General features: G+C 30.0%; 26 protein-coding genes. All 26 read left to right on the top strand.

What is annotated here, in order from left to right; translation table 11 throughout:
• The first annotated feature begins 8 nt into the window (after nt 1–8).
• The 26 genes from fliG to K8M07_RS01120 all read left to right on the top strand — a co-directional run bounded on the left by fliG (nt 9) and on the right by K8M07_RS01120 (nt 24,003).
• On the top strand, nt 9–1,013 hold the full coding sequence (fliG, locus tag K8M07_RS01245) for a flagellar motor switch protein FliG (protein ID WP_223375978.1): 1,005 nt from the start codon (nt 9–11) through the stop codon (nt 1,011–1,013).
• A complete protein-coding gene (locus K8M07_RS01240) occupies nt 1,006–1,776 on the top strand; it encodes a FliH/SctL family protein (RefSeq protein WP_223375976.1) in 771 nt (256 codons plus the stop codon). Before fliG ends, K8M07_RS01240 begins: the two co-directional genes overlap by 8 nt.
• Nucleotides 1,777–1,781: 5 nt before the next feature.
• Nucleotides 1,782–3,110, top strand: coding sequence for a flagellar protein export ATPase FliI (gene fliI / locus K8M07_RS01235; protein ID WP_223375975.1), 1,329 nt, complete (start codon nt 1,782–1,784; stop codon nt 3,108–3,110).
• Between the two features lie 17 nt (nt 3,111–3,127).
• Nucleotides 3,128–3,568: a flagellar export protein FliJ gene (gene fliJ, locus K8M07_RS01230; RefSeq protein ID WP_223375974.1), complete on the top strand. Its 441-nt coding sequence runs from the start codon at nt 3,128–3,130 to the stop codon at nt 3,566–3,568.
• 11 nt (nt 3,569–3,579) lie between these two features.
• Nucleotides 3,580–4,800 (top strand): hypothetical protein, encoded by a 1,221-nt coding sequence (locus K8M07_RS01225; RefSeq protein ID WP_223375973.1) that lies wholly within the window; start codon nt 3,580–3,582, stop codon nt 4,798–4,800.
• A gap of 32 nt (nt 4,801–4,832) precedes the next feature.
• Complete coding sequence (locus tag K8M07_RS01220) at nt 4,833–6,149, top strand: flagellar hook-length control protein FliK (protein WP_223375971.1); 1,317 nt, start codon at nt 4,833–4,835, stop codon at nt 6,147–6,149.
• Between the two features lie 11 nt (nt 6,150–6,160).
• Nucleotides 6,161–6,757, top strand: coding sequence for a flagellar hook capping FlgD N-terminal domain-containing protein (locus K8M07_RS01215; protein ID WP_223375970.1), 597 nt, complete (start codon nt 6,161–6,163; stop codon nt 6,755–6,757).
• 25 nt (nt 6,758–6,782) lie between these two features.
• Nucleotides 6,783–7,163, top strand: a complete 381-nt coding sequence (locus K8M07_RS01210) for a TIGR02530 family flagellar biosynthesis protein (RefSeq protein ID WP_223375969.1) — start codon at nt 6,783–6,785, stop codon at nt 7,161–7,163.
• Nucleotides 7,164–7,239: 76 nt separating this feature from the next.
• Nucleotides 7,240–8,541 carry a flagellar hook protein FlgE gene (locus K8M07_RS01205; protein WP_223375968.1) on the top strand — a complete coding sequence of 434 codons (1,302 nt, stop codon included), beginning with the start codon at nt 7,240–7,242 and terminating at the stop codon, nt 8,539–8,541.
• A gap of 65 nt (nt 8,542–8,606) precedes the next feature.
• Entirely contained in the window at nt 8,607–8,819 is a 213-nt protein-coding gene (locus K8M07_RS01200) for a flagellar FlbD family protein (RefSeq protein ID WP_223375967.1), read from the top strand.
• A gap of 3 nt (nt 8,820–8,822) precedes the next feature.
• The gene (locus K8M07_RS01195) at nt 8,823–9,608 is read left to right on the top strand and encodes a flagellar motor protein (RefSeq protein WP_223375966.1); all 786 of its coding nucleotides are present in this window, start codon (nt 8,823–8,825) and stop codon (nt 9,606–9,608) included.
• Nucleotides 9,608–10,336, top strand: coding sequence for an OmpA family protein (locus K8M07_RS01190; protein ID WP_223375965.1), 729 nt, complete (start codon nt 9,608–9,610; stop codon nt 10,334–10,336). The genes K8M07_RS01195 and K8M07_RS01190 overlap by 1 nt, the downstream gene beginning before the upstream one ends.
• A gap of 16 nt (nt 10,337–10,352) precedes the next feature.
• Complete coding sequence (gene fliL / locus K8M07_RS01185) at nt 10,353–10,775, top strand: flagellar basal body-associated protein FliL (protein WP_223375964.1); 423 nt, start codon at nt 10,353–10,355, stop codon at nt 10,773–10,775.
• A 19-nt stretch (nt 10,776–10,794) separates the two neighbouring features.
• Nucleotides 10,795–11,790, top strand: coding sequence for a flagellar motor switch protein FliM (fliM, locus tag K8M07_RS01180; RefSeq protein WP_223375963.1), 996 nt, complete (start codon nt 10,795–10,797; stop codon nt 11,788–11,790).
• Complete coding sequence (gene fliY, locus K8M07_RS01175) at nt 11,783–12,922, top strand: flagellar motor switch phosphatase FliY (RefSeq protein WP_223375962.1); 1,140 nt, start codon at nt 11,783–11,785, stop codon at nt 12,920–12,922. Before fliM ends, fliY begins: the two co-directional genes overlap by 8 nt.
• 31 nt (nt 12,923–12,953) lie before the next feature.
• Nucleotides 12,954–13,316, top strand: a complete 363-nt coding sequence (locus K8M07_RS01170) for a response regulator (RefSeq protein ID WP_223375961.1) — start codon at nt 12,954–12,956, stop codon at nt 13,314–13,316.
• A 2-nt stretch (nt 13,317–13,318) separates the two neighbouring features.
• The gene (locus K8M07_RS01165; RefSeq protein WP_223375960.1) at nt 13,319–13,828 is read left to right on the top strand and encodes a flagellar biosynthetic protein FliO; all 510 of its coding nucleotides are present in this window, start codon (nt 13,319–13,321) and stop codon (nt 13,826–13,828) included.
• Nucleotides 13,809–14,558: a flagellar type III secretion system pore protein FliP gene (gene fliP, locus K8M07_RS01160; RefSeq protein WP_223375959.1), complete on the top strand. Its 750-nt coding sequence runs from the start codon at nt 13,809–13,811 to the stop codon at nt 14,556–14,558. The genes K8M07_RS01165 and fliP overlap by 20 nt, the downstream gene beginning before the upstream one ends.
• 10 nt (nt 14,559–14,568) lie before the next feature.
• Nucleotides 14,569–14,838, top strand: a complete 270-nt coding sequence (gene fliQ / locus K8M07_RS01155; protein ID WP_223375958.1) for a flagellar biosynthesis protein FliQ — start codon at nt 14,569–14,571, stop codon at nt 14,836–14,838.
• Between the two features lie 13 nt (nt 14,839–14,851).
• Nucleotides 14,852–15,631 carry a flagellar biosynthetic protein FliR gene (gene fliR / locus K8M07_RS01150; RefSeq protein WP_223375957.1) on the top strand — a complete coding sequence of 260 codons (780 nt, stop codon included), beginning with the start codon at nt 14,852–14,854 and terminating at the stop codon, nt 15,629–15,631.
• 4 nt (nt 15,632–15,635) lie between these two features.
• On the top strand, nt 15,636–16,724 hold the full coding sequence (flhB, locus tag K8M07_RS01145; RefSeq protein ID WP_223375956.1) for a flagellar biosynthesis protein FlhB: 1,089 nt from the start codon (nt 15,636–15,638) through the stop codon (nt 16,722–16,724).
• Between the two features lie 11 nt (nt 16,725–16,735).
• Nucleotides 16,736–18,763 (top strand): flagellar biosynthesis protein FlhA, encoded by a 2,028-nt coding sequence (gene flhA / locus K8M07_RS01140; RefSeq protein ID WP_223375955.1) that lies wholly within the window; start codon nt 16,736–16,738, stop codon nt 18,761–18,763.
• A complete protein-coding gene (locus K8M07_RS01135) occupies nt 18,763–19,836 on the top strand; it encodes a flagellar biosynthesis protein FlhF (protein ID WP_223375954.1) in 1,074 nt (357 codons plus the stop codon). The genes flhA and K8M07_RS01135 overlap by 1 nt, the downstream gene beginning before the upstream one ends.
• 1 nt (nt 19,837) lies before the next feature.
• A complete protein-coding gene (locus K8M07_RS01130; protein WP_223375953.1) occupies nt 19,838–20,734 on the top strand; it encodes an AAA family ATPase in 897 nt (298 codons plus the stop codon).
• A 201-nt stretch (nt 20,735–20,935) separates the two neighbouring features.
• Nucleotides 20,936–21,988 (top strand): chemotaxis response regulator protein-glutamate methylesterase, encoded by a 1,053-nt coding sequence (locus K8M07_RS01125; protein WP_223375952.1) that lies wholly within the window; start codon nt 20,936–20,938, stop codon nt 21,986–21,988.
• Entirely contained in the window at nt 21,988–24,003 is a 2,016-nt protein-coding gene (locus tag K8M07_RS01120) for a chemotaxis protein CheA (protein WP_223375951.1), read from the top strand. Before K8M07_RS01125 ends, K8M07_RS01120 begins: the two co-directional genes overlap by 1 nt.
• The last annotated feature ends 3 nt before the right edge of the window (nt 24,004–24,006 follow it).

Genomic DNA, 24,006 nt, shown 5'->3' with positions numbered 1-24,006 from the left:
GATTTAATATGACAGTTAGACAATTTAATGGCAAAGAAAAAGCAGCAATACTTTTAATAAGTCTAGGACCTGAAAAATCTGCTGAAATATTTAAACATTTAAATGAGGATGAAATTGAAGAGTTAACTTTGCAAATAGCCAATATGCGTATGATATCTTCTGAAGAAAAGCAGAATGTATTGGAAAACTTCTATCAAATTGCAGTAGCTCAGGAATATATTTCCGAAGGAGGTATTGATTACGCTAAAAAAATTCTTGAAAGAGCAGTAGGCTCCGATAAAGCAGTTGATATCATAAACAGATTAACATCTTCATTGCAGGTTAAACCATTTGAATTCATTAGAAAAGCTGACCCAAATCAGCTATTGAACTATATTCAGGATGAGCACCCTCAAACAATTGCATTAATTCTCTCTTATTTGAACCCTAATCAGTCTGCACAGCTGATTGCTAGTTTACCACCAAACAAACAGGCAGAAGTAGCTATGAGAATTGCAACTATGGATAGAACTTCGCCAGATATAGTTAAGGAAGTAGAAAAGGTACTAGAAACTAAATTCTCTGATGTGTTATCTCAAGACTTTACAGCTACTGGTGGTATACAAACTGCAGTGGATATATTGAATTCTGTAGATAGAGGAACGGAGAAACATATTATAGAAGAATTAGATATGATTGATGCAGAGTTAAGTGAAGAAATAAGAAAAAGGATGTTTGTATTTGAAGATATTGTATCATTGGATAATAGAAGTATCCAGAGAGTTATTAGAGAAATCGATAATTCACAATGGGCTATTGCATTGAAGGGTGCAAGTGAAGAGGTTAAGGAAGTTATATTTACAAATATGAGTAAGAGACTTGTTGAAATGATTAAAGAAGATATTGAGTTTATGGGACCAGTTCGTATTAGAGACATAGAGGAAGCTCAACAGAATATTGTTAATATTATCAGGAAATTAGAGGAAGATGGAGAAATAATTACTCCTAGAGGAGGAGCTGAAGTCATTGTCTAATATTATAAAATCTTTTAGAGTTATTGAAAGTAATGTTGTTTCACAGGATGCTGATATAGAGATTGAGAAAAAAAATGCTATATATGAAGATCTTTTAATAGAAGCCAAACAAAGATATAAAGATATAATTTCACAAGCAAATGAAGAGGCAGAAAGAATTGTGGATAAGGCATATAGTGAATATGATGAAAGGCTGAATGATGCTTATGAAAAGGCAAAGGAAATTTTTGAAGAACATAAGTTAGAAGGACATGATGAAGGATATAAGTTAGGTAAAGAACAAGGATATACTGAAGGATATGATAAAGGATATAAAGAAGGTAAAAAAGAAGCAGAAGAATTAGTAGATGAAGCATTAGATATAAAAAAATTCTATATTGAAAAAAGAAATAATATGCTAAAAGAGGCTGAAAATGATCTAATTGAACTTGTGATATCAATATATGAAAAGGTAATCTATAAAAAAATAGAAGAAGATGGTGAACTGATTGTATCCCTGGTGATGAATGGAATTGATAATTTGGAAATAAAGGATAAACTGACAATAATAGTTTCTCAGGATGATTATGAAATTGCAAATAAGTCCAAAAACATTATACTAGCCAAAGCAAGTTTAATTGATGAGGTTGATATTAGAGTAAATAGTGACATGGTCAAAGGAGATTGTATTTTAGAGACATCTAAGGGTAATGTAGATGTAAGTATAAAAAATCAATTAGATGAAGTTAGAGATTTAATAATATCAATATTAAATAATGAGTGATAGATATGGAAAAAACATTGGATATAAAAAAATATATTAATAGAATTAATGAAAAGCGTTTTGTAAAGTTTACTGGTAATATAACCAAAGTTACTGGTCTTACCATTGAATCTAATGGTCCTATTACATCGATTGGAGAGCTCTGCCATATATTCCCCAATAATAAGAATGAATCTGTTTTAGCAGAAGTAGTTGGGTTCAAAGATGAAAATATACTTTTAATGCCATTAGGTGATATGGAAGGTATTGCGTCAGGTAGTAAAGTATTAGCTAGTGGTAAGACTTTCAGAGTATGTGTAGGAGAAGAATTGATTGGCAGAGTATTAGATGGTTTAGGCAATCCTATTGATGATAAAGGATCAATTAAAACTCAAAAAACATATGAAGCTTCAAATTGTCCGCCAAATCCATTACAAAGACAGGTCATAGCTGAAGTCTTACCATTGGGAATTAAGGCTATAGATGGAATGCTCACTTGTGGTAAAGGACAAAGAATAGGTATATTCGCTGGGAGTGGGGTAGGTAAAAGCACCCTCATGGGAATGATTGCTAGAAGCAGTTCAGCAGATGTCAATGTAATAGGTTTAATAGGGGAAAGAGGCAGAGAAGTTAGAGAATTTCTAGAAAAGGATTTAAGAGAAGAAGGATTAAATAAATCAGTAGTGGTAGTAGTTACTTCAGATCAACCTGCATTAATAAGGGTAAAGGGAGCTTTAGTTACTACTGCAATAGCTGAATATTTTAGAGATTTAGGAAACAATGTAATGCTTTTGATGGATTCAGTTACAAGATTTGCTATGGCTCAACGAGAAATTGGATTAGCTATAGGCGAACCTCCAGTTACTAGAGGATATACTCCTTCGGTTTTTGCAGTATTGCCTAAATTATTGGAAAGAGCAGGTACATCATCTAAAGGGACTATTACAGGGTTATATACAGTATTAGTAGATGGTGATGATATGAATGAACCAATTACTGATGCTGTAAGAGGCATACTTGATGGACACATCGTTTTATCTAGAAAATTGGCAAATCAAAATCATTATCCAGCAATAGATGTACTATCAAGTGTTAGCAGAGTTATGCCTAGTATAGTCGATAAAGAACATATGGAAATGGCTAATTCCATAAAAAATATTATGGCGACCTATAGGGAATCTGAAGATTTAATTAATATTGGTGCTTATAAAAGAGGATCAAATAAAAAAATAGATAAGTCGATTGAATTAAAAGAAGATATTGACAAACTATTGATGCAAAAAACATTAGATATATATCCTTTCAAAGATACTGTTTCAATGATGAGTGACATAATGACTCGAATACATGAATGATAACAGGAGGAAAATTGATGGCAAATTTTGATTTTAAACTAGAAAGGGTCTTGAATTATAAGAAAACTGTTGAAAATTTTAAGAAGAATAAATATGGTATGATGCGGCAAAGGCTAATTAAAGAGGAAGATAAACTTAGCAATTTTAATGATCATAAAAAGACTATTATAGAAGAAAAAAATATGTCTAATATTAAGATAAAAGCAGGGGATTTAGCAATGTATAATAGCTATATAAATGATCTAAATATACAAATAAAAAAACAAGAAGAAATAGTGATAGAGACAAAAGAAAATTTGGAAAGGGCTAAAGATGAGATGATTGTATCTATCAAGGAAAAAAAGATATTTGAAAAGTTAAAGGAAAATAAGTATGAGGAGTATATCTGCGAGTTAAAAAAACAGGAAGAAAAACAAAATGATACGTTGTTAAGCTATAGAATTAGTAATCAGCAGTAGGAGGAAAAGCAATGGAAAATAATGAAGTTTCAAAAAAAAGAAGACCAGGTAAATTAAAGCTTATAATTATCATATTCGTCATTATCATGCTCATTATTACATTGAGTTTACTCTACTTTAATAATGCAACATTCAAATCAAAAGCAGATAACTTGTTTAAAAAATTACCTGGAAATGGTAATAGAAATACCAGTTCCTCTTTTACAGATTCTGAGCTCAATACAATGAAAGAAGATTTAGCAGGATATTATTTATCTTTGGAGCCAGATGTTGCTGCTGATAAACTGTATATAGTTAAAAACGACGATGAAACATTATATAGTGATGTTATTAAGCTAATGAACTCAAGATCTTCATCAAAGACTGCTCAGATAATTACATTGATTAGAAATATAGAGAATAGAGAAGGTTCATTGATTTCAATTTATGAAGAAGTGAAAGAAAAGAATCAAAATTCGCTACTTGAAAAAACAAGTAGACTGGAGAATCAAGATCTTTTAATGACGATAAATGAAATAGAGAGTGGGACAATCTCTGGAGTAGATCTATCAGCTATTTTTACAAATATGAGTGAAGAGAAGGCAGCTGATATACTCTATTACATAGATGAAGAAATAAGGGAGCAAATATTGTATTCGATAAAAGGAGATAAAAGATCGAGTATAAATAGTGAAATATTATCTAAAAGTAACCAAATTATACGATTAACAAATTCGGCTAGCTTATATGAAACAAAGCCAATTGAAATATCCTTGAAAGAGATAGGAAATACTGAGACCTATTCTATAGATGAATTAGGAGTTATATATAATAATTTATCAGTTTTAAAATCGGCAGAAATACTATCTAAAATTGAAGATGATAGTTTTATTCAGGAGTTATTTGTTGCTATTAGAAAAGATGAGCAATTAAATGGTGAACAATCGACAACAGATGATATCAGTAAGGCTATCCAATTTATTTCAGAATACAATAACAAGATTGATAATTTGGTAAATGTATATGAAGACATGGATTCAAATAAAATAGCTGAGATTGTAGAACAGATGATTAATAATGATACTACTGTAACTGCATTTGAAATAAATTCAGAGCCAATATTTGAGATATCAGATGCTTCAATAATCATAGATGTTCTTTCGAGAATAAAAGACAAAACTCTTTCAGAAATTATAAATGATTTATCAACTGAAAATGCCTCTATGCTAACACAGATGTTAGCTAGACCATAAATTTAATAAATATTTTAAAAGGGGGTGAAAAGATGTTTGATTTAGCAGTAATGCAAAAAGATGTTCAACCATTTACTAATAGTTCTTCTAAATCCAATAGCATTAGTAAAAAAGAAAATAACAAAGATTTTGCAACTGTATTAGAAGAAGAAAAGCAAATTCAGGACAAGTCCGAACTGGATAATAAAAAGGATGGTAAGATAATAAAAAAGGATAAAACTGATAAAAAAATTACTGATTCAAAGACAGACGTAAAAAAAGAGCAAAAAACAGATGAAATTAAGACTGTAGCTGATTCACTCTATGGATTGATTTTATTATTAAAATCAGAGCCTGAAGAATTAAATAAGCTAGACCTTGAATCTTTAAAAGTTAAATTAAACGAATTATCTACTACTTTACAGCAAATGGCTGACAAAAAAGATTTATCTCTTGTTGCTAAGGAAGATATTGAGGCCTTTGAAAGACTTGAAACCTTACTATTATCCTTAGAGAACAAAATGAGTAATAATACTCCGGAAAACAAGGAAAGAAAAGTTAAATTGCCAATAGACGAGATGGTAGATGAATTAGAAAACATTAGAGAAAATATTGTATTAGAACATGAGAAAGGTTCCAAGACAGATGAGCAGAATAAACCATTGAACTTAGAAAATGAAGGTCAAATAGAACATCAAAAAAATGCTGATAGTTTAAAGGATAAAAATATAACATCTGACAATACAATTGATTTTGATATAGAAGGAACTAAATCTAATAATAGTAAGATTGATGTTGAAAATGTATCAAAATCGGGAGAGGAATCTAAAACAGTAGATATTAACTCCAATCCTCATACCATAGACATATTTAAAAATTCTAAAGTCAGCCATAAACCAACAATAGATATAGAAAAATTTGATCAAATTGATAGGAAAGAAGTAATTAAACAGATTGTAGATAAAATTAAATTGACATTAAATGAAAACAAACAAGAAGTAAGAATAAAATTAAAACCCGATGTTCTTGGTGAACTTCTTTTAAAGATGGAAGTCAAAGAAGGAGCAATAATGACTAAGATAATGGTAGACAACTATAGAACAAAGGAATTGATTGAAACAAATTTATTACAATTTAAAGAACAAGTTGAAGATAATGGTATGAAGATTAAAACATTTGAAGTATTTGTTGGGACAAATGAAGATTTTGAGCAGAGTGAAAGAGAAAATTTTTATTACAATAAACATAAATCAAAATCAAAGATAAAGATTAAAGATAATAACTCTGAAGGATTAAGAACCTACGATAACAATTTTACTAGAAGAGAGCAAACTAACCATTATGAAGGTCAATTGAACCTATTTGCATAGGAGGTGAAGATATGGAAGTTAACGGTTTTGATAATTTGGAGTATGTCCACAAATTTGAAGACAATAAAAAAGACAATGATGAGGTTGTAGATAAGAACAAAAACGATTTGGACAAGGATTCTTTTTTAAGGTTATTAACTACTCAATTGGCAAATCAAGATCCATTGAATCCAATGGAAGATAGAGAATTCATTGCACAATTAGCTCAGTTTACTTCATTAGAGCAGATGCAAAATTTAAATAAGAATGTTGAAAACATAGGAAAAGAGATACTAGATTCTATGGAATATTTAAATTTAAATGAAATACAAGCTAATGTTACAATTTTGAAGGAAGTTATTAATATTAGAAAAGCAATGGAGAGTTATCTTGGCATAGAGCCTGAACCAATAGATAAATCACAGCTAGAAGCAAAGATTGAAATGATTGAAGAGTTGAAAGAGAGTGATTTTACAGAAGAAACTTGGGAGGTTCTCCAAACTGCTGTCACATTTGCAAGGGAAGTAGTAGAAAATGAAAATTCACCAAAAGAAGAAATTGAAAAAGCATATAATGAGTTAATGATAGCTATTGAAGGATTGGAGAGAATACAATCGGAAGAGGAATAAATTTTTTTCAAATAAGGATGATAATATGAATAATATACAAATAAAAAGGTTAGAAAATCAGCTATTTAATTCACCTCAATCAATTAATAGAAATCAAAAGGGATGTAATAAAAATTTTGAAACAGTATTACAACAAATTAAAAATAGAGACGAAAATATTAAATTTTCAAAACATGCTATTAACAGAATGGAGCATAGGGATATGACTTTAAATAATGAAGAAATGAAAAGACTAAAGTTAGGATTCAATAAAGCATCAAAAAAAGGTGTAAACAATGCTTTAATTCTGCTAGAAAACAAGGCTTTTATCGCTAATATAAGGAATAAGACAGTGATAACTACAGTAAACAAGGAACAACTAAAAGATAATGTTTTTACAAATATTGATGGAGCAGTTATTGTATAACCGGACCTTATTGGGGGTTATGTATATCTGACTGACAGAGGATATATATCTGCTCAAATAATAGGAGGAATGTATTATGATGAGGTCAATGTACTCAGGTGTTTCAGGGCTTAGGGTACACCAAAACAAGATGGATGTTATAGGAAACAATATTGCTAATGTAAATACAGTTGGCTACAAAAGACAATCTGTAACATTTCAAGAAGTATTTAGTCAAGTAATAAGAGGTGCTAGTGCTCCACAAGATGGGAAAGGAGGAACTAATCCTCAACAAATAGGTTTAGGAGTTAATTTGGGAGCTATAAATACTATCCATACTAAAGGCCCAGCTCAAAGGACAGACAACCCAGAGGATTTGATGATAGATGGTGAAGGGTTCTTCGTGGTTTCAGATGATGTCAATAACGAAAACAGATACTATACTAGAGCAGGAAACTTCACATTAGATAGAGATGGAAATTTGGTAACAGCTGATGGATATAAGGTATTAGGATATGAATATGATGGTGAAGAGGTAACAAATACAGTTAAACCGATACAAATTAATAGGTCTGAAACTGTAGGAGCTACTGCTACAACTAAGATCAATATTAGAGGTAATTTGGATTCGAGAATACCTAAATATGACGAAACTAACCCTTCAGAAGAAAGTGAACACTATGCGGATACTGTTATAAAGGATAGTTTGGGAAATTCGTATACTGTTACTTTTAAGTTTGTAAAAGAGAGTGAAGGTACAGATGATGAAGCTTCTTGGAGTGTAACTGTAGCTAAAATAATAGACCATGCAACTAACGACCCGCTTGAAAATACACCCAATTTATCAGAAGAAGTTAAATTACAATTTGATAAGAATGGAGAATTAAAAGATGAATCTGTAACGAGTGCAACTTTAGAAATAACAAAAGAAGAGGTTAATTTTGGGGATGAAGAGGGGAAGATTTTAATAGATTTCTCTGATCTCACCCAATACGCCAACGACATGGATGCTAAACCCTATGCAGAAGATGGTAATTCATCAGGCAAACTAGAGGGCTATGCTATAGATGCTTCTGGAACTGTAGTTGGTATATTTACTAATGGTGAGAGAAAGGCTTTATATCAACTAATGTTGGCTAAGTTTGACAACCCAATGGGGCTTCAAAAGATGGGAGGCAATTTCTTTGTTGATACTAGAAACTCTGGTGAGCCTCAACTTGGTACAGCTGGTTCCAGTGGATATGGACCTATAGCTCCAGGTACTTTAGAGATGTCCAATGTGGACTTATCCATGGAGTTTACAGAAATGATTACTACCCAAAGAGGTTTTCAGGCTAATTCACGAATAATTACTACATCAGATGAAATGTTACAAGAACTTGTGAACATGAAGAGATAAATTTTAGGTTCAAAGAGTAGGGGCATTATGCCCCCACTATAACCTTTGTGTAAGGGTGTGATAATATGATAAAAGTAAAGAGATTAAATGGGAAAGAATTTGTTGTAAATAGTGATTTGATACAATACGTGGAAGAAACACCTGATACGGTAATAACTTTAACAACAGGACAAAAAGTTGTTGTAGTTGATACTGTCGATGAAATAATGGAAAAGGTAATTGCTTATAATGCAAGAATTATTGAATATAAAAGTAGATTAGAAGAGAAAGAGGTGTAGCAATTGGATATATCAACAGTTGCCGGTCTTATTCTAGGATTTGGATTTATAATGTTTGGTATTCTTACAAAAGGAGAAATTAGTACATATTTTGATTTTTCATCTTTACTTATTACATTGGGAGGTACTTTAGCTTCTACTTTAGCTAGTTTTCCTCTAAACAATTTTTCGAATACCATAAAAGTGATTAGAAAAGCTTTTTTTTACAAAGTGATTTCCCCAAGTGGAGTAATATCGGAAGTCATAACATTGGCCAATGTGGCGAGAAAAGAAGGACTTCTTTCTTTGGAAGAATATGCTGAGGATTTAGATGATGATTTTTTAAAGAAGGGAATTATGCTAGTTGTTGATGGAACTGACCCAGAGTTAGTAAGAAACATATTAGAAACTGAATTGGTATTCTTAGAGGAAAGACATACAGATGGACAGCGTATTTTTGAAATAATGGCCACATATGCTCCTGCTTTTGGTATGATTGGTACCTTAATTGGCCTTATAAATATGCTGAAAAATTTAGATGATCCAAGTAAAATAGGACCGAATATGTCTGTTGCTTTAGTTACAACATTTTATGGTTCTTTATTAGCTAATGTTGTATTTTTACCTTTGGCACAGAAATTAAAGGTAAGAAGTAAAAAGGAAATATTAATAAAAGAGTTAATGGTAGAAGGATTGCTATCAATTCAAGCAGGAGAAAATCCTAGAATAATTGAAGAAAAATTAAAAACCTTTATTCCCCCTGAAATGAGGAAAAACTATAAGAACCAGATTGAGAAAGAGGGAGTTTAATGAGAAAGAGAAGGAAGACTGAACAAGGCAGTAGCGATAATTGGCTTACTACATATGGTGATATGATGACATTGTTATTGTGTTTCTTTGTACTGCTATTTACATTTTCAGAAATTGACGCACAAAAATTTAGAAGTATAATGAGCAGTTTTCAAGATGGATCTGGAGTATTGGAAGGCGGTACAGGTTTGGACTTGGAAGAGAATTTGAATTCTTCAGATGTTTCGGATGAAAAATTAGAAGAGGATATGGAATTGCTAAAAAACTTATTAGAAGAATATGCTGAGAGTACTGGGCTTGATACAGAGATTTCAGTATCTATTGAAGAAAGAGGGCTGATTATAAGGTTCATGGATAGGGTATTGTTTGATCCTGGAAAAGCTGATCTAAAACCAGAATCAATAGAAATATTGAACTCCATTGCTGAAATATTAAATATGGATGCATTTAAAGAAAGATTAATTAAAGTGGAGGGACATGCTGATACAACTCCTGTTACATACTCTGAGAAGATTCCTACAAATTGGGAGTTATCAGCTTTTAGAGCTACTAATGTATTGAGATATCTAGTTGAAGAAGAGAGTGTTAACGGTAAAAGAATTTCTTCTTCAGGATATAGTTATTATAGGCCTATTGCACCGAATGACACTAAAGAAAATAAGGCAAAAAATAGGAGAGTAGATATTGTAATTTTAAGATCTTCTTATGAAGAAATAGAACCACAATAAAAGGAAGTGTTAAATTATGAATAAGAAAAATATTATTTTAATTGTTCTTCTTGTACTGGTTATTATATTTGCAATTGTTGGTATAGTACTAGGCATTGCAGTATATAGAAACAACGATAATAATGTTTTTAAAAGTCAATCTGAAACTTATAGTCTAACATTAGAGGATATGTATTGTAATGTAAATGATAGTAAACGAATTTTGAAAGTAAAGGTAACTATTGAGACTGATGATGAAAAAGCTTTAGAAGTGTTAGATAGAAAAAGATTCTTGATTAGAGATGATATAAATAAAATAATTAGGGATAAAACCGAAGAAGATTTAAATGGAACAGATGGACAAGTTAAGCTGCAGGATGAAATTGAGGAAAGCTTAATTGATCTGTTTAACGATGAGATAATTTCAAATATTTATTTTAATGATTTTATTATGCAGTAACGATGGGAGGTAGAGGCAATTGTCCGAAGTATTATCTCAAAGTGAAATTGACGCCCTACTTCAAGCACTCAGTTCTGGAGACGTTGATGTTCAAGAGATGAAGGAAGTAGAAGAATCAAAGAAAGTAAAAAAGTATGATTTTAGGAATCCGCAAAAAATTGCAAAAGATCAGTTAAGAACTCTAGAGATAATTCATGAAAATTTAGGAAGATTATTTCAGACTTTTTTATCAGGATATTTAAGAACTCCAGTAAAAGCTTCAATTTTATCAGTGGATCAGATTGCTTACAGTGAATTTAGTAATGCAATATCAAATCCGGCTTTCTTAAGTATAATTGATTTACAACCTCTAAATGGGCAAATATTGTTTGATATGTCTACTAATGTAATATATGCAATAATTGATAGACTTCTGGGAGGAGATGGCACTAAGGATCAAGAAATAAGATCCTTTACAGAAATAGAATTGTCATTGTTAGAGAGCATTATGCACAAGGTGATGCCTATAATTAAAGAAGCTTGGAATAATGTAGTGGATTTAAATCCAAATTTAGATAAAATAGAGTCAAATCCTCAGTTTGCGCAAGTAGTTCCAGACAACGAAACGATTGCTCTTATCACTATGAGTTTAGAAGTTGGATCAAAAGAAGGAATGTTTAATATATGTATACCATATCTAGTAATTGAACCAATTTTAGATAAATTGAGTACTAGGTACTGGTTTTCGACAACTAAAAATGATCTTTCAGAAAATGAACTCAATGCTATTAAGAATAGGGTGATGAACACTAGAGTTTACATAAAGGCTGAATTAGGATCTACATTTATTAATGTAAAAGATATATTATCTTTGCAAAAAGGTGATGTAATACGACTTGATAGAAGTGATAATGGAAAAGCCAGAATTAGAATAGGTTCAAATATAAAATTTGTAGGTAATATAGGTACAACAAATAATAAAATGGCAGTCAAGATAACAAATGTTGTAAAGGATGGTGATGATAAGGATGAATAATGATATGCTTTCTCAAGAAGAGATAGATTTTCTATTAAGAGGAGTTGAAGATGATGATTCTTCAAATTCTGAAGAAGAGATAATAAACGATGTTCAAAAAGATGCATTAGGAGAAATAGGAAATATAAGTATGGGAACTGCTGCGACAACATTATCAACTTTGTTAAATAAAAAGGTTACCATAACTACTCCTAAGGTTGAGATTACAACAACAGGTGAGTTGTCTCATGAATATACAATTCCATTTGTTGCTGTTGATGTCAAGTATAAGGAAGGGCTTGAAGGCTCTAATATACTGATAATGAATACTAATGATGTTAAGATAATAACCGACATAATGATGGGTAATGACGAATTTAATTTAGATAGAGAATTAACAGAATTGGATTTAAGTGCAATATCTGAAGTGATGAATCAAATGATGGGATCTGCAGCAACTTCAGTTTCAGGTATTTTTTCAAAAAAAGTTGATATCGAGCCACCTAAAGCTTATGAGATAACGTTTAGTGAAGGGAAAGAAACATTTGAAATTTTAAAAACTGATGAACCGATAATTAAGATATCATTTAGTATGATTGTAGAAGATTTAATCAACAGCGAAATTATGCAACTTATTCCATCAGGTTTTGGGAATAAAATGGTAGAGAATCTAATGGGTAATTCTGAAGATATTAAATCAGCTGTTAATACTAATGAATCTGAGGATAAATTTAAGAATAGCGATGATAGTAAACCCAATAGAGGTTTGGATAAAGATGTTACTGTAGAAAAGCCCATAAAACAAAATACTGATATAGATATAAAAGATGATGTAGTTAAGAAGGAGCAGGTGGTAGTCAAGAAGCCTGAATTTGAAATGTTTAATTCTACTGATAATGACAACGATATTGGATCCATTGACTTAGTAGGGGATATACCAGTAGAACTTACAGTAGAATTAGGAAGAACAAAGAAAAGGATAAGTGAAATATTGAAATATGGACAAGGAACAGTAATAGAACTTGATAAGTTAGTAGGAGAAGCACTAAATATCTATGCAAATGGGAAGTTTATTGCAAAAGGTGAGGTTGTAGTGATTGATGATAATTTTGGCATCAGAATAACAGATATTGATAATGTCTATGGTAAGTGATAAATATGGAAACGAAAAAGGAGGAATAAAGATGACAAAGGGAATATTAATTGTTGATGATGCTTCATTTATGCGAATGATGATAAAGGACATATTAACAAAAAATGGATTTGAAATATCAGGCGAAGCTGATAATGGTATAAATGCTGTGGAGCAATATAAAGAATTGAATCCAGATCTAGTTATTATGGATATAACCATGCCAGAAATGGATGGTATCCAAGCAGTTAAAGAGATTAAGGAGATAGATCAAGAGGCCAAAATAATCATGTGCTCTGCAATGGGGCAACAAACAATGGTAATTGAAGCAATACAGGCTGGAGCAAAGGATTTTATAGTTAAGCCATTTCAACATGATAGGGTTATAGAGGCAGTAAAGAAGGCATTGAACTAAAAATGAAAGCTATTAAAAATAAATTTTTACAAATTATATTTTTATTATTTGTTATCAATGATGTTGTTTACGCTTCTCAAGAAAAATATAGCCTTGGATCGGCAATTTTAAAATTAATTTTTTATATTATAGTAATTATTATTGTACTTGTTGTGACAGTATATGGGACAAAGTTTATTGCAAGAAATTCTAAAAGGTTTATTGGTAGCAAGTATATGAAATTAATTGATATTTTAAATTTGGGAGCTAATATTAAAATATTAATAGTGGAGATAAAGGAGTACGTTTATATACTTGCTATTACAAATAATTCAACTGAAATGTTAGAAAAGCTACCTAAGGATGAATTTGAAGAAAAACAAGATTTTGAAGAACATTTTAGTGAATATAAGAAACGTTACGATGTAAATTATCGGAACATAGCAAATATCCCAAAAAGCATAAAAAAGATTTTAAATATTTCTAATAAATCTAATGACAAGGAAGACAAATATGATGAAGAAAATCATTAAAATTTTAATATCATCTTTTATAATAATATTATTAGTGGCAGGAATCTCATATGCTCAACCAGATGTTTCTATAATGGATAGTATAACTGGCAATCAACCGGGTAATTATGTTTTTTCATTACAACTTTTAATAGTTTTGACTATACTTACATTAGCTCCATCCATACTTATTATGATGACAAGCTTTACAAGAATAATAATTGTCTTGTCTTTTATAAGAAACGCACTGGGGATGCAACAAACACCTCCAAATCAAGTAATAATAGGATTAGCCTTATTCCTAACGTTTTTTATAATGGCACCTATTGGAGCAGAAATTAACGAAGAAGCAATACAACCCTTTTTAAGAGAAGAAATAAGTCAGGAACAGGCCTTGGATGAAGCAATGGAACCTATTAGGCAATTTATGTTTAGACAGACCAGGAATAAGGATCTAGCTCTTTTTTTGAATATTAATGATACAGTAGAAGCTAGTGGGTTAGACGGTATACCCAATCATGTTTTGATACCATCTTTTATAATTAGTGAGTTAAAGACTGCATTTCAAATAGGTTTTATTATCTATATTCCATTTTTAGTGGTTGATATGGTAGTTGCTAGCACATTGATGTCAATGGGTATGATGATGTTACCACCAGTTATAATTTCATTACCTTTCAAAATATTATTATTTGTATTAGTTGATGGATGGAATCTAATCGTTGAATCTGTAGTACTAGGTTTTAATTAGGAGTGATTAAATGAATCAGGGAGATATTATAACATTAGCACAGGATGCAATTAAAACTGTTTTAATGATATCTGCACCAATGTTAATATTTAGTTTGGTGGTTGGATTAATAGTAAGCATTATTCAAGCAGTTACTCAAATACAAGAAGCAACATTGGCATTTGTACCTAAAATTATTGCGGTGCTTTTATCTTTAGTTATCTTTGGGCCTTGGATATTACAGGTAATTACAGAATTTACAACCAATTTAATAACTAATGTTTCTTTGTATATAAGATAGATAGGAGTTAATAATGGTGAATATTTTAGATTTAATATTCAATAATTTTGAATTGTTTTTATTAATTTTAATAAGAGGTTCTGGCATTTTTTTAATATCACCTTTTTTTAGTGCTCAAAATATACCCAATATTATAAAGATTGGATTTACATTTTTTATATCTATACTTATTACACTGACATTGGATATTGATCTTGATTTATTGGAAACTTCCTATGTTGTATTGATAATTAAGGAATTAATGATTGGTCTTATAATTGGATTTATTAGCTATGCTTTTTTTTCCGCATTTTATGTAATGGGTCAGATTTTAGACATGAAGATAGGATTTGGGATGGTAAATGTTGTTGATCCTCAGAACAAGGTACAAGTACCTTTAATGGGTAATTTTTATTACATATTAGCATTTTTATTTTTATTAATTTCGAATGCTCATCATGTTATAATAAATGCATTAATAGATAGTTATTCATTTATACCGATTGGAGGATTTGATTTCAATCATGAGAATAAATTTCTCCTGCTTGATATAGTATCTAAATCTTTTGTAATTGGATTTAAACTTAGTATACCAGTTGTTATAATAATTTTTTTAACGGATATATTATTAGGTATTTTAGCAAGAACGATTCCACAGATGAATGTATTTGTAGTTGGTATGCCTTTAAAAATTTTAGTTGGATTGATTATAGTTAGTATATCTATTCCTATCTTTTATACAATAACAACTGGAGTTTTTAATGAATCTGTTAATGAGATATATAATTTTTTAAATTCGTTTATTGAAGGCTGATATTATGGTATTAAACACAAATTTACAATTGTTTGCAGATGCAGAAAAAACAGAGAAACCTACTCCCAAGAAAAGAAAGGATGCAAGGCAAGAAGGCCAAGTTTTACATAGTAAAGAAGTTAGTTCTGCTTTTGTGTTATTGGCTGCTCTTCTAGGTTTTTTAGCTTTTGGAGAATATATATTTAATTATTTTATTAGTTTTATAACAGAGGTATATTCAAATATTGAAAGTGTAGATAAACTTTTTTTGGAAAATGATCTAATGATAAACTTTATAAAGATAATTACTACTTTTTTAGGATTAGTGGCTCCAGTTATGCTTATTGCTTTTTTAGCAGCTTTAATAATTAATTATTTACAGGTTGGATTTCTGTTTACCACTAAACCTTTAAAGATTAAGTTGAATAGGATAAGTCCAATAGAAGGCTTTAAAAGGTTATTTTCTAAAAGAGCATTGGTTGAATTGATTAAATCAATTTTGAAGATAATTTTAATTGGATATATTGGTTATTCGTTTATTATTGACAACATAAACCAAATTATTAGTTTATCAAAATTTGAACTTAATTCTTTATCAAAGAACTTATCGGACCTAGTTTTAAATTTTTCCATAAGGATTGTTGTAGTCCTCATAGGTATAGCTTTTTTGGATTACTTATTTCAGTGGAGACAACATGAGAAGCAATTAATGATGACTAAACAGGAAGTGAAAGAGGAATACAAACAAACGGAAGGTGATCCATTAATAAAATCGAAAATAAAAGAAAAGCAGAAGAAAATCGCAATGTCAAGAATGATGCAAGATGTACCTAAAGCTGATGTAATAATCACGAATCCTACTCATATAGCTGTAGCAATAAAATATGATAAAGATTTATATATGGCGCCTTATGTATTAGCTAAAGGGGTTGATTTAATTGCTGAAAACATAAAGAAAATAGGGGATAAATATTCAATTCCAATAATTGAGAATAAGCCAGTAGCGAGGGCTTTATATGAATTTGCAGATATTGGAGATTTAATACCAGAGGAGTTATACGAAGTTGTAGCAGAAATTCTTGCATATGTGTATAGTTTAAAAGATGACCATTAGGAGGAAATAAAATGAAGTTTGGTGATATTGTTGTTGCATTAGGGGTTATAGCAATTGTTATAATAATTATAATACCTATACCAAATGGACTGTTAAGTGTTCTATTAAGTGTTAATATAGCTTTAACATTGCTTATTCTATTGATTTCAATGTATACAGATGATGTGTTAAAGATATCCATATTCCCATCATTGCTTTTAATTGCAACTCTTTACCGATTGGCATTGAATATATCGACTACTAGAGGCATTTTAAGTAAAGGAGATGCTGGTAAGGTTGTAGAAGCTTTTGGTAATTTTGTCATTGGGGATAATATTGTTGTAGGATTTGTTATATTCCTTATTATAATAATTATTCAATTTATAGTAATAACTAAGGGTGCCGAAAGAGTGGCAGAAGTATCAGCCAGATTTACATTAGATGCAATGCCAGGGAAACAAATGGCTATAGATGCAGATTTGAATTCAGGTCTTATTACTGAAGAAGAAGCTAGAAAAAGAAGAAAAGATGTTCAGAAATATGCAGACTTTTATGGTGCTATGGATGGTGCGACGAAGTTTGTAAAGGGAGATGCCATTGCCGGAATAATAATTACTATTATAAATATTGTAGGAGGATTAATTATTGGTGTAATGACAGGTATGTCATTACAGGAAGCGTTAGAAAGATATGTACGCCTTACTGTTGGTGATGGTTTAGTTAGTCAAATACCAGCATTATTAATTTCAACAGCTACTGGACTTATAGTAACCAGAGCTGCTTCAGAATCTAATTTGGGACAAGACTTAATTGGACAGGTATTTGGTAATAATCCAAAACTTCTTTATATTATCGGATCTGTTATATCTTTGTTGGGAATATCTACTCCATTGCCAACAACAACATTTTTAGCCTTAGGACTTGTATTTTTATTCTTTGGATACACAATGAGTAAAGGTGTTATTCAAGAAGTAGAAGAACCAGTAGAAGAGATATCAGAAGCTGAAGAATTAAGAAAACCAGAAAATGTATTAGGATTGTTAAAAGTTGATGATATTGAATTAGAATTTGGTTATGGACTTATACCATTAGCTGATGTAGAACAAGGTGGAGATTTATTAGATAGGATTGTTATGATTAGGAGACAAATTGCCATGGAACTAGGGTTAGTAGTACCTATTGTAAGGTTAAGGGATAATATACAGTTAAATCCTAATGAATATATAATTAAGATAAAGGGTGTGCAGGTTACAAAAGGCGAAGTATATTTTAATCATTATCTGGCTATGAATCCTGGAACTGGAGAAGGAGAAATTACGGGCATAGAAACAATAGAACCATCTTTTGGGTTGCCTGCTAAGTGGATTACGGAAACTGAGAGAGAAAAAGCTGAGGTGTTTGGATATACAGTGGTTGATCCCCCATCAGTAGTAGCAACTCATCTTACAGAAGTGATAAAGGAAAAAGCATATGAATTGATTGGTAGACAGGATGTTAAGCTATTGATTGATAATGTTAAAGAAGAATATCCAACTGTAGTTGAAGAGGTTGTACCTAAGGTATTATCTATTGGGGAAATTCAAAAAGTACTGTCCAATTTATTGAAGGAACAGATTAGTATTAGAGATATGGTAACAATTTTGGAGACATTAGCCGATTATGGAAATGTAACACATGATACAGATCTATTAACTGAATATGTTAGACAAAGATTGTCAGGTTATATAACTAATAAATATATTGAGGATAATAGCAAACTTAATGTAATAACATTAGACAATACAGTTGAAGAGATTATTATGAATTCAATTAATAAAACTGATACTGGCTCCTATTTATCTTTAGAACCTAGTACAGCTCAGATGATACTTAATAATACCTTAAAAATGATAAAAAAATTAACTAATATTGGTGAGCAACCTATTGTGTTAACTGCACCAATAGTAAGACTGTATTTTAAACGTCTTACAGAACAATTGACTAGAGATCTAATTGTTTTGTCCTATAGTGAAATAGATCCATCAGTAGAAGTTCAATCAGTTGGGGTGGTGAATATGTAATGAAAGTTAAGAAATATACTGGATATTCTACTCATGAAGCTATGAATAAATTAAAAAATGAATTGGGTTCAGATGCTATTATTTTAAATACAAGAACAGTGAGACAAAAAGGTATCTTTGGATTATTCAAAAAACCTTTAATAGAAATTACTGCCGCTTATGAAAATAAGAAAGAAATAAACCATAATGATAGAGATCTTATGAGGGTAAATAGAGAATTGGGAAACTTAAAGAATATGGTAGAAGAAATTTCTTCTAATATTAAAGATAAAAATGAAGATTTTAAAATGCATCCAGAGCTAAATAAGTATCGTATAAAACTAATTGAAAATGGTGTAGAACAGTCTATAGCAACTTCAATTTTAAAGAAACTGGATGAACAGATAAATCTCAATAATAAAGATAGTATTAATATTAAGAAAATAGTGAGACATGTTGTTATGGAGTATATTGGTGAAGTCGAACCTTTAGAATTACACAAAGGTAAACAAAAGACAATTTTCTTTATTGGTCCTACAGGGGTTGGGAAAACTACAACTTTGGCAAAAATTGCAGCACAACTGGTTATGGAAAAAAAGTATGATATAGGATTAATTACTTCTGATACCTATAGAATTGCAGCAGTTGAACAGTTAAAGGTTTATAGCGAAATATTACAGTTACCCTTAGAAATTGTATATGATGAAGAAGATCTTTACAAAACATTGGTAACATTTAAAGAGAAGGATATTATATTTGTTGATACTGCTGGTAGAAATCATCGAGAAATTAAAGAAAAAGATGAAATATTTAACATAATAAATTCTATAAATAATAAAGAAATATATTTAGTGTTAAGTGGAACTACTGATTACAATACACTAAAGTCTATAATAGATCATTATAGTTTTATTGATAAGTATAAAATAATTTTTACAAAACTTGATGAAACTGAAAAACTAGGTAATATATTAAATGTTAAATATCTGACTAACAAGCCTATTTCATATACAACTATTGGTCAAAATGTTCCAGATGATATTGAAATATTTAATAAGAATAAGGTTGTTAGTAATTTATTAGGAGAGAGTTGATATGAAAGATCAAGCTGAAAAACTTAGGAAATTAATGAATACAACAGATAGCCAAAAAAAATTTAATAATAAAATTACAAGTACAGCAAAAGTATTGGCAATAACCAGCGGTAAAGGCGGTGTAGGCAAAACGAATTTTGCAATTAATCTAGCAATTTCTATTAAACGTTTAGGATATAATGTTTTGGTATTGGATGCAGATTTTGGTTTAGCAAATATTGAAATATTGACAGGAACAAATATTAAATATACTATCGCTGATTGTATTAATGAAGGAAAAGATATTGAAGAAATTATAGGTGATGGCCCAGAGGGTATTAAGTTAATATCTGGAGGTTCTGGATTCCATGAACTTTCTATTATGAATGAAGAAAATATAATAAAGTTATTGAAAGATCTAAAAAATCTTGAATCAAACACGGATTTTATTATTATTGATACTGGTGCAGGAGTGTCAAAAGTAGTTCTTGATTTTGTTATGGCTGCAAATGAAGTTTTTCTCGTAACTACGGCAGATCCTACTTCAGTTATGGATGGTTATACTATGTTAAAAACTTTGACAATTAATGGATATAGAGGTAAACTAAATATAGTGATAAATAACGTAAATAATAGAACAGAAGCTTATAATACCTATTATAAATTAAATAGGGCATCTAATAGCTTTTTAAAACAGGATATCACTTTTTTTGGATATCTGGAAAAATCAAATGTTGTTAGCAAAGCTGTTAAAAGTCAAATTCCTTTTTTATTATCTAGTCCTAAATCACAAATATCTAAAAAGATTAATGTTATGGCTTTAAATCTAGTAGATTCAAAAGAACATAATAATATCCAACAACATAGTAGATTTACCGAAAAACTAAAATATTTATTCTTTGGAAAAGATGACAATTAACACTACTATAATACTACTGTACCGCACTAAAATTTTTAGAATTAAGAATAAATATGATAAAAGAACAAAACTATAAAATGTAAAACAAAAGATATCAGTGAAGAAGGATTATATTTATTGACTTAAAGGAAATAGATAAATGTAAAGGGTAAGACACACATTTAAACAACAGAGATTATTAAGAAAAAAGGGATGATTTAAGTGATTAGAGTTTTTATAGTTGATGATTCACCTTTTTTACGTAGAGTTTTAAAAGGTATGTTAGTGGACGATGAAGAAATTGTAATAATTGGAGAAGCTCAAAATGGTAAAGAGGCATTAGAAAAAATCCCTTTATTAAAACCAGATATGATTATTTTAGATATAGAAATGCCTGTAAAGGACGGGATATCTACTTTAAAAAATATAGTTAAAACCTATGATATACCTGTGATTATGATGAGCAACTTTACAACTGAAGGAACTACTTTAACGTTAAAAGCATTAGAAGAAGGAGCTATTGATTTTATTCCAAAGCCTAAAAATATTCTTAACTTAAAAGAAAACAAAACAAAGCAGAATATAATCCAAAAAATAAAAGTAGCATCAAAATCAAAAGCATATGAAAAATATACTAAAATTGATAGAAAAGGACGTCTAATTGAGGAATCGAATTTAAATCATACCAATAATAAAAATTTTGAATATATAGTAGCAATAGGAACTTCAACAGGTGGACCTAGAGCTTTACAAGAAGTGTTACCACTATTTCCTGAGAATATAAATAGTGCTATTGTAGTGGTACAGCATATGCCGTCTAAATTTACTAAATCATTAGCAGATAGATTGAATACTTTATCAAATATTAATGTAAAAGAAGGAGAACATGGAATTAAAATAGAAAAAGGTACATGCTATATTGCACCGGGAGATTTTCATATGAAGATAGTTAAGAAAGATAAAGATTATCTAATAGAGCTAAGCAAAAGCCCTATAGTTAAAGGGTTGAGACCATCAGTTGATGTGCTTATGAAGTCTGTAGCAAAGATTGATGGTATTAAAAAAATTGGTGTCATAATGACAGGGATGGGAACTGATGGATCTGATGGGATACTTGACATAAAAAAAACTAATGGATATACGATAGCTCAAGATGAAAAATCATCAGTGATTTTTGGGATGCCAAAGGCAGCAATTGGGACAGGCTGTATTGATAAAGTAGTTTCTTTAAATAAAATTGCTACTGAAATTATAAGAATAGTGGGGGTGTACTAATGGACTTAGACTTAAATCAGTATATAAGTTTATTTATCGAAGAATCGAGAGAACATTTACAGAATATGAATGAAGCATTGCTAGATTTAGAAAAAGATACTACCAACATATCTTTAATAAACGAAATATTTAGAGTTGCTCATACTCTAAAAGGTATGTCAGGTACAATGGGTTTTACAAATATGGCAAATTTAACTCATGAGATGGAAAATGTACTTCAAGAAGCTAGAAATGACGAAGTGGAGTTAACTGAAGGAATAATTGATATTCTATTTGAATGTTTTGATTTATTGGATGAATCAGTAAATTATATTGCTACAAATGGTGAAGAAAATGATAATGAACATAAAGAATTAGTTCAAAAATTAAAAGTTATACTTAACAAGGATAAAGATATAGCGAATAAAGATGAAACCTGTAATACAAAAAAAAGGATTCTTGATGAATTTGTATTAAATGTTGCACGAGAAGCGCTAGAAAAAGAGTTGAATGCTTTTACTATCGATATTACATTAAGCGAAAATTGTATGTTGAAATCGGCAAGATCATTCATTATTTTTAATACATTAGAATCAATGGGAGATATAATTTATTCTAATCCATCTGCTGAAGATATTGAAGATGAAAAATTTGACTTAGATTTTTCTATTGCTTATATAACTAAAGCTGATGAAAAGACATTAATGGAAAAATTAAATAATATTTCTGAAATAGAAGATATAAAAATAGATAAAATAGATGTTGATAACATTACATCATCCGACAAAGAAGATTCTAATAGGAATCATAATAAATCTAAAGAAAATAGTTATGTTCCCAAAAAATCGTTAGTAAAGAATGATAAGTCAAAAACAAACAAAAAAAATAATAGAATAGGGAAAACGGTTAGGGTAGATATTGAAAGACTCGATAATTTGATGAATTTAGTGAGTGAATTAATAATAATAAGAACTAGGATGAATGATTTAAGTGAAATTTCCAATAACGATAATATGACTGAAGCTATTGAATATTTGGAAAGGATTACTACCAGTTTACATGATTCTGTTATGAAAGTACGTATGGTACCTGTAGAAAGAGTATTTAACAGATTTCCACGTATGGTAAGAGATTTATCTAAGGAATTAAATAAAAAAGTTAATTTGGAAATGCAAGGTAAAGATACTGAAGTTGATAGAACAGTAATTGATGAAATAGGCGATCCGTTGATACATATTATTAGAAATTCTTTAGACCATGGTATAGAAATACCTGAAGTCAGAGAAAAACTTGGTAAGCCAAGAGAAGGGAATCTTACTTTAAAGGCTTATCCTGATGGCAATAATGTTGTTATTGAAGTAATTGATGATGGTGGAGGAATAGAATTTGATAAAATCAGAAATAAATCGATTGAAAAGGGAATAATTACTGAACAGGAATCAAAATTATTATCAGAGGAAGAATTAAAGTCATTAATATTTGAACCAGGATTTAGTACTTCTGAAAAAATCTCTGATATTTCTGGTAGAGGAGTGGGACTAGATGTAGTAAAGAATAAAATTGAATCCATAAATGGATCGATAGAATTAGAAAGTAAAGTCGATAAAGGCACACAATTTATTATCAGAATTCCATTAACTTTAGCAATTATACAAGCCCTATTAGTGAGATTAAGGGATGAAATATATGCAATACCTTTAAGCTCTATAACAGAAATAACAAATGTTAAAGAAGATGATATTAGAAACATTCAAGATCAAGAAATTGTATTATATAGGGACAAAACTATACCTGTTGTGAGGTTAGATGCATTGATGGGATTAGATTCTGATGATCCCACAGATGAATACATAGTTGTTGTTGTAAGGAAGGGTGAAAAACAATCTGCTTTACTAGTTAATGATTTGATTGGGCAGCAGGAAATTGTAATAAAACCTTTAGGAAAATATTTGTCGAATATTAAATACTTATCTGGCGCTACTATATTGGGTAATGGTAATATATCATTAATCTTAGATGTAAATTCATTAGTATAAAGG

The organism is Schnuerera sp. xch1 (assembly GCF_019931165.1).
Taxonomy (GTDB): Bacteria; Bacillota; Clostridia; order Tissierellales; family Tepidimicrobiaceae; genus JAIOUP01.
Note: the sequence above shows the minus strand (reverse complement) of the source record. Positions and strands in the feature narration are given on the sequence as shown.

What these genes read in the sequence shown, in the direction of transcription:
- fliG (WP_223375978.1), top strand. Translation starts at nt 9, where the DNA reads ATGACAGTTAGACAATTTAATGGCAAAGAAAAAGCAGCAATACTTTTA.
- fliI (WP_223375975.1), top strand. Translation starts at nt 1,782, where the DNA reads ATGGAAAAAACATTGGATATAAAAAAATATATTAATAGAATTAATGAA.
- fliJ (WP_223375974.1), top strand. Translation starts at nt 3,128, where the DNA reads ATGGCAAATTTTGATTTTAAACTAGAAAGGGTCTTGAATTATAAGAAA.
- K8M07_RS01225 (WP_223375973.1), top strand. Translation starts at nt 3,580, where the DNA reads ATGGAAAATAATGAAGTTTCAAAAAAAAGAAGACCAGGTAAATTAAAG.
- K8M07_RS01220 (WP_223375971.1), top strand. Translation starts at nt 4,833, where the DNA reads ATGTTTGATTTAGCAGTAATGCAAAAAGATGTTCAACCATTTACTAAT.
- K8M07_RS01215 (WP_223375970.1), top strand. Translation starts at nt 6,161, where the DNA reads ATGGAAGTTAACGGTTTTGATAATTTGGAGTATGTCCACAAATTTGAA.
- K8M07_RS01210 (WP_223375969.1), top strand. Translation starts at nt 6,783, where the DNA reads ATGAATAATATACAAATAAAAAGGTTAGAAAATCAGCTATTTAATTCA.
- K8M07_RS01205 (WP_223375968.1), top strand. Translation starts at nt 7,240, where the DNA reads ATGATGAGGTCAATGTACTCAGGTGTTTCAGGGCTTAGGGTACACCAA.
- K8M07_RS01200 (WP_223375967.1), top strand. Translation starts at nt 8,607, where the DNA reads ATGATAAAAGTAAAGAGATTAAATGGGAAAGAATTTGTTGTAAATAGT.
- K8M07_RS01190 (WP_223375965.1), top strand. Translation starts at nt 9,608, where the DNA reads ATGAGAAAGAGAAGGAAGACTGAACAAGGCAGTAGCGATAATTGGCTT.
- fliL (WP_223375964.1), top strand. Translation starts at nt 10,353, where the DNA reads ATGAATAAGAAAAATATTATTTTAATTGTTCTTCTTGTACTGGTTATT.
- fliY (WP_223375962.1), top strand. Translation starts at nt 11,783, where the DNA reads ATGAATAATGATATGCTTTCTCAAGAAGAGATAGATTTTCTATTAAGA.
- K8M07_RS01170 (WP_223375961.1), top strand. Translation starts at nt 12,954, where the DNA reads ATGACAAAGGGAATATTAATTGTTGATGATGCTTCATTTATGCGAATG.
- K8M07_RS01165 (WP_223375960.1), top strand. Translation starts at nt 13,319, where the DNA reads ATGAAAGCTATTAAAAATAAATTTTTACAAATTATATTTTTATTATTT.
- fliP (WP_223375959.1), top strand. Translation starts at nt 13,809, where the DNA reads ATGATGAAGAAAATCATTAAAATTTTAATATCATCTTTTATAATAATA.
- fliQ (WP_223375958.1), top strand. Translation starts at nt 14,569, where the DNA reads ATGAATCAGGGAGATATTATAACATTAGCACAGGATGCAATTAAAACT.
- fliR (WP_223375957.1), top strand. Translation starts at nt 14,852, where the DNA reads ATGGTGAATATTTTAGATTTAATATTCAATAATTTTGAATTGTTTTTA.
- flhB (WP_223375956.1), top strand. Translation starts at nt 15,636, where the DNA reads ATGGTATTAAACACAAATTTACAATTGTTTGCAGATGCAGAAAAAACA.
- flhA (WP_223375955.1), top strand. Translation starts at nt 16,736, where the DNA reads ATGAAGTTTGGTGATATTGTTGTTGCATTAGGGGTTATAGCAATTGTT.
- K8M07_RS01135 (WP_223375954.1), top strand. Translation starts at nt 18,763, where the DNA reads ATGAAAGTTAAGAAATATACTGGATATTCTACTCATGAAGCTATGAAT.
- K8M07_RS01130 (WP_223375953.1), top strand. Translation starts at nt 19,838, where the DNA reads ATGAAAGATCAAGCTGAAAAACTTAGGAAATTAATGAATACAACAGAT.
- K8M07_RS01120 (WP_223375951.1), top strand. Translation starts at nt 21,988, where the DNA reads ATGGACTTAGACTTAAATCAGTATATAAGTTTATTTATCGAAGAATCG.